This window comes from Nocardia sp. NPDC004568, assembly GCF_040609955.1.
GTDB lineage: Bacteria > Actinomycetota > Actinomycetes > Mycobacteriales > Mycobacteriaceae > Nocardia.
This window is the reverse complement of sequence record NZ_JBEXLL010000161.1, coordinates 1-4,400: the sequence shown is the minus strand read 5'-3', so window position 1 is coordinate 4,400 and position 4,400 is coordinate 1. Positions and strand designations below refer to the sequence as shown.

Below are 4,400 nucleotides of genomic sequence, written 5' to 3'. Positions count from 1 at the left end.
GTCGGCGATATCCTCGCCGACCACGCCCGACCAGTGCCCGAACACCGTGCCCTCGGCGACTTTGGCGGACCAGCCGCGACTGCGTGCTATCGAGGTCGCGAGTTTGGACAGCGGCTGTGGATCCCGGTCGTCGGGGCGGGGACCGGACCACCCGCTGCGGCGGCGGGCGCCGGAACGGAGACCGCGGCGCGGAGAGGAACGTCCCTGGCCGACGGATTTACCGCTCGCGCGCGCCGCCGCCCGAGCCTCCTCCAGTGCCCGGCGAGCCAGGTCGATCCCGCGCAACTCCGGTTCGTTCGGGGGCGTTGCGCCACCGGGCGTCCCGGGTTGGTCGGTCATCGCTGCTCCACTCACCGGTGCGAGTTATCCCCAGGTTCGACCGGTTTTTCCTCAGGCTGTGCACATCCGGGAACCCGCTGTCGGCACCACACCACCAAGGTCGGCACCGCAGCTTTTCCCAAGGAAGAATCCGCAGGCCAGGGCCGATAAACTGGGTGCCGGTGCTGGCAGTCACCGAATGGACCGGGCGGGCGTCCGGGGTGCGGGCCGACGACCTGGTCCAATAAGTTATCCACAGGCTGTGGATAACTGGGTTCTTGATACCGGACGGGGGATAACGGCCCGGTGTACCGGCTCACTCTACGAACGGCCCGGCGCGCATGCAAGACGGTGGCGAGCGCGTGTCCGTCAACCCGGCGAATCACCGGCGACCGCCGTCGGCGGGTCACCACCGGCGACCGGGCGCTCCGTCGCGAAACCGGAAATCCGGTGCTCCGGATCTCCGGTGGTCGTCACCCGCAGCGTTGCGCCGACCAGCTCGGCCGGCACGTCCTCGGGCACCGCCGCGGTGATCAGTACCTGCTCGGCGCCCGCCGCCACCGTGGCCAGTGCGGTGCGGCGGCGCCGGTCGAGCTCGGCGAAGACATCATCGAGCAACAGCACCGGTTCGGCCCCGTCCGCACGGAGCAGTTCGAAGGCCGCCAGCCGCAGGGCGAGCGCGAACGACCAGGACTCGCCGTGACTGGCGAAGCCCTTGGCCGGGGTCTCGCCGAGCATCAGCTCCAGGTCGTCCCGGTGCGGACCGACCAGGCAGACGCCTCGTTCGAGCTCCTTGGCCCGCGCCGCGGCGAGTTCGCGCAACAGGATGTCCTCCAACAACCCCGGGTCACCGGACTCGGGTGAGCGGCCGGGATCGAGCAACTCGGCGGGCAGCGCACCGCTGCGGTACCCGATCGCCGCCGGTCGCGACTCCCGCGCGAGCGCCGCGTACGCGCGGGCCAGATGCGGATGAAGTTCATGCACCAGGCGCAACCGCTCCGCCAGCAGGATCGAGGCATGACCCGCCAGATGTCCGTCCCAGACGTCCAGCGTGCCGAGATCTCCCCGAGCCGATCGGCCCGCGGATTTCAACAGGGCCGACCGCTGCCGCAGCACCCGGTCGTAATCGGCGCGGACACCGGCCAGGCCGGGGCGGCGCGCAGTGCACAACTCGTCCAGGAAACGACGACGCTCCCCCGGATCGCCCCGGACCAGCGCCAGATCCTCCGGGGCGAACAACACGGTGTGCAGGATGCCGAGGATCTCGCGCGGCCGGCGCACCGGGGCCCGGTTGATCTGGGCCCGGTTGGCCGCGCCGCGGTTGAGCTCGACATCGATCCGCAACTCGCGGCCCAGATGCACCACGTTCGCGCCGATCCGGGCGCGTTCGGCGCCCGCCCGCACGAGTGGCGCGTCGGTGGAAACCCGGTGTGACCCCAGTGTGGACAGATAGCCCAGCGCTTCGAGGAGGTTGGTCTTGCCGTTACCGTTCGCCCCCAGGAGAACCGTAGGGCCTGTGGATAACTCGATCTCAGCGTGCTCCCAGGATCGGAAATCACGCAAGGTCAGAGCACGGATATGCACCTGTTCACACCATCCGGGGAATGACAGCCCAGTTATCCACAGCTGTGGATAACTGGGGGGAGCGCAGGTCGCGGCGCTGATTTGCGGAGCTGTCGCCACCGACCGCCACCGCAGGCACGGTACACCGACACCGGCGGTTCCGGGTGGAGGTGCGCCGGTTCGTCGTAACCGAACCCACGCTCGCTCAGCCCGGGAGCCGAACCGGCATCAACAGGTAGATGTAGTCGCTCTCCAGCGCCGGATACGCACCGGACTCGAGCGGCTCCGGTTCCTCCTCGCGGGCGGGCAGCAGCACAGCCGGGCGGCTGGGCGTGGTGAACCCGAAGGTGACCCGCTCGGCACGCAGCGCGGACAAGCCGTCGATGAGGTAGCCGGGGTTGAAGGCGATGGTCAGCGGTTCACCGCGGAAATCGGCGGTGAGCCATTCCTCGGCCCGGCCGGCGTCGTCGCCGCCCGCCGACAACAGCAATCCTTCGCCGGAGAATTCCAGCCGCACCTGGGCACCGCGCTCGGCCACGAGTGCCACGCGCTTGATCGCCTCGGTGAGCGAGGCGACCTCCAACGTCGCGATCGAGGTGTGCTCCTTGGGGAGCAACTGGCGGAACTTGGGGAATTCGGCGTCCAACAGCCGGGTGGTGGTGCGCCGGCCACCGTTGACGATGCCCAGCAGCCCGTCGGCGCCCCCTCCGGAGCCCAGCGACAGCTGCACCGGCCGATCGGAGGCACCCAGCGTCTTGGCGGCCTCGGACAGCGTGCGGGCGGGAATGAGCACCGCGGTCTCGATATCGGCGCGGGCGGGCTGCCACCGGATGTGCCGCACCGCGAGCCGGAACCGGTCGGTCGCCGCCAGCACCACTCGCGGTCCCTCGATCTCGACCCGGATACCGGTCAGCATGGGCAGCGTGTCGTCGCGGCCGGCTGCGACGGCCACCTGGCCGACCGCCTCACCGAACACCTCGACCGCCAGTTCTCCGCTCGACTGTGGTACCTCCGGCAACTGGGGATAGTCCTCGACCGGCATGGTGGGCAGGGAGAACTTGGCGCTGCCGCACTGGATCAGTACGCGGGTGCCGTCCACGGAAACGTCCACCGGCTTGTTGGACAGCGCCTTGGTGATATCGGCCAGCAGTTTGCCCGAGACGAGAACGCGGCCGGGACCGGCGACCTCGGCGGCGACCCGCATCTGCGCGGAGACCTCGTAGTCGAACCCGGAGACGGTCAGTCCGTCCTCGTCGGCGACCAGCAGGACTCCGCCGAGTACCGGGACCGGCGGGCGAGACGGCAGACTGCGCGCCACCCAGGCGACCGACTCCGCGAAATCCTCACGCGCGACCCGAAACTTCATGCCTGCAAGGTCCATCGCCCGAGGTGTCCTCTCCCGTTCAGTGTGGATCGACGGCTGTGCTGCCCCCGTGTATCGCGCTGCGCCGACTCCGCCACCGGCGCGGCGGTCGAGGCGGCGGCCGGAAATCCGGACCGGCCGCCCCAGGAGTCTGGCACAAGCGGCCGACATCAGACCGTACCCCGTTTCGAGCTACGCGGTCGGCTGCCCCTCCGAGTGGAGGATACGTCCTCCGGCGGTGCCCCGGCCAGGCCGGGCGGGCAGACGGAGTCGTATCGCCGCTGCCTGGGCCGATCGCCTGTGCACGACTGTGGATGAACGGCGGAGGCGACCGCGGCGGATCTCCCCCGGGCCTCGAGTGCGCGATTTCCGCGCGCTGGGTGTGGCCGTATCCACAGTCGTCCCACGGTAGCGGTGTGGACAACTCCGTACCGGGTTCTTCTCGCGGTGGTCGAACCCGGCCTACCGCCTCCTCTGCACACCGACGTGGAGAACACGTCGGCTCGGCCTCGGCCCCGTGCGGAGGAGCGATCGACCCCGACCCGGCTTCCGACTCTTCCGGCGCGTGCGGGTGCGAACGGGTGGGCGAGCACCGGAGCGCCGGACTACGAGTGCGGCGCCGGACCGGGAACGAGTCCGCCCGTCGGCACCGACCGGATGGGGGGATCTGTGAACCCGGGAGCATCCCCACCCTCGATCGGGGCAAGACCGGTCGACTCCGTCGCTGTCCTTGTCTCTCTCCGGTACCGCGCACCGGTGCCGGTCCGCTCACGACTTGTCCACACAACCTGTTTTCAAGAGAAATTCTCTAGATGAAGAACAGGAGTAGTAATAGGCCCTGTGGAAACTGTGGATTTCGCTGGTTTTCCCAGTTCACACTGCGTGTCCGCCTGTGGATGGCCGGGGGATAACTCGAGGATGAATCGACGGCGGCTGTGGACAGGTTTTGTTGTCCACACTCCGTCCACAGCGCGTCCCCAACTCGGTCCCCAGAATCCGGCCAGTTGTGCACATTGTGCATGGATCCGTGGACAACCTGTGGATTCCTCGAGGATTCCTCGAGGAACAAACAACTATTGCACAACCCCCTGTAACGGACAAATGGGTTGTGTTTTTTTTGTGGAAAAATGGATGTGATAATTTTGTTAAAAAAAAT

The 4,400-nt window shown here is 68.2% G+C and carries 2 protein-coding genes and 1 pseudogene; all 3 read right to left on the bottom strand.

All coding sequences use genetic code 11. The features are described from left to right. Positions 1-339: pseudogene (locus tag ABZV91_RS32190) on the bottom strand (hypothetical protein); the annotation flags it as partial. Positions 340-687: 348 nt separating this feature from the next. Further along, on the bottom strand, positions 688-1,902 hold the full coding sequence (gene recF, locus ABZV91_RS32185; RefSeq protein ID WP_355249484.1) for a DNA replication/repair protein RecF: 1,215 nt from the start codon (positions 1,900-1,902) through the stop codon (positions 688-690). A gap of 184 nt (positions 1,903-2,086) precedes the next feature. After that, a complete protein-coding gene (gene dnaN / locus ABZV91_RS32180; protein ID WP_355249483.1) occupies positions 2,087-3,262 on the bottom strand; it encodes a DNA polymerase III subunit beta in 1,176 nt (391 codons plus the stop codon). Between the last annotated feature and the right edge of the window lie 1,138 nt (positions 3,263-4,400).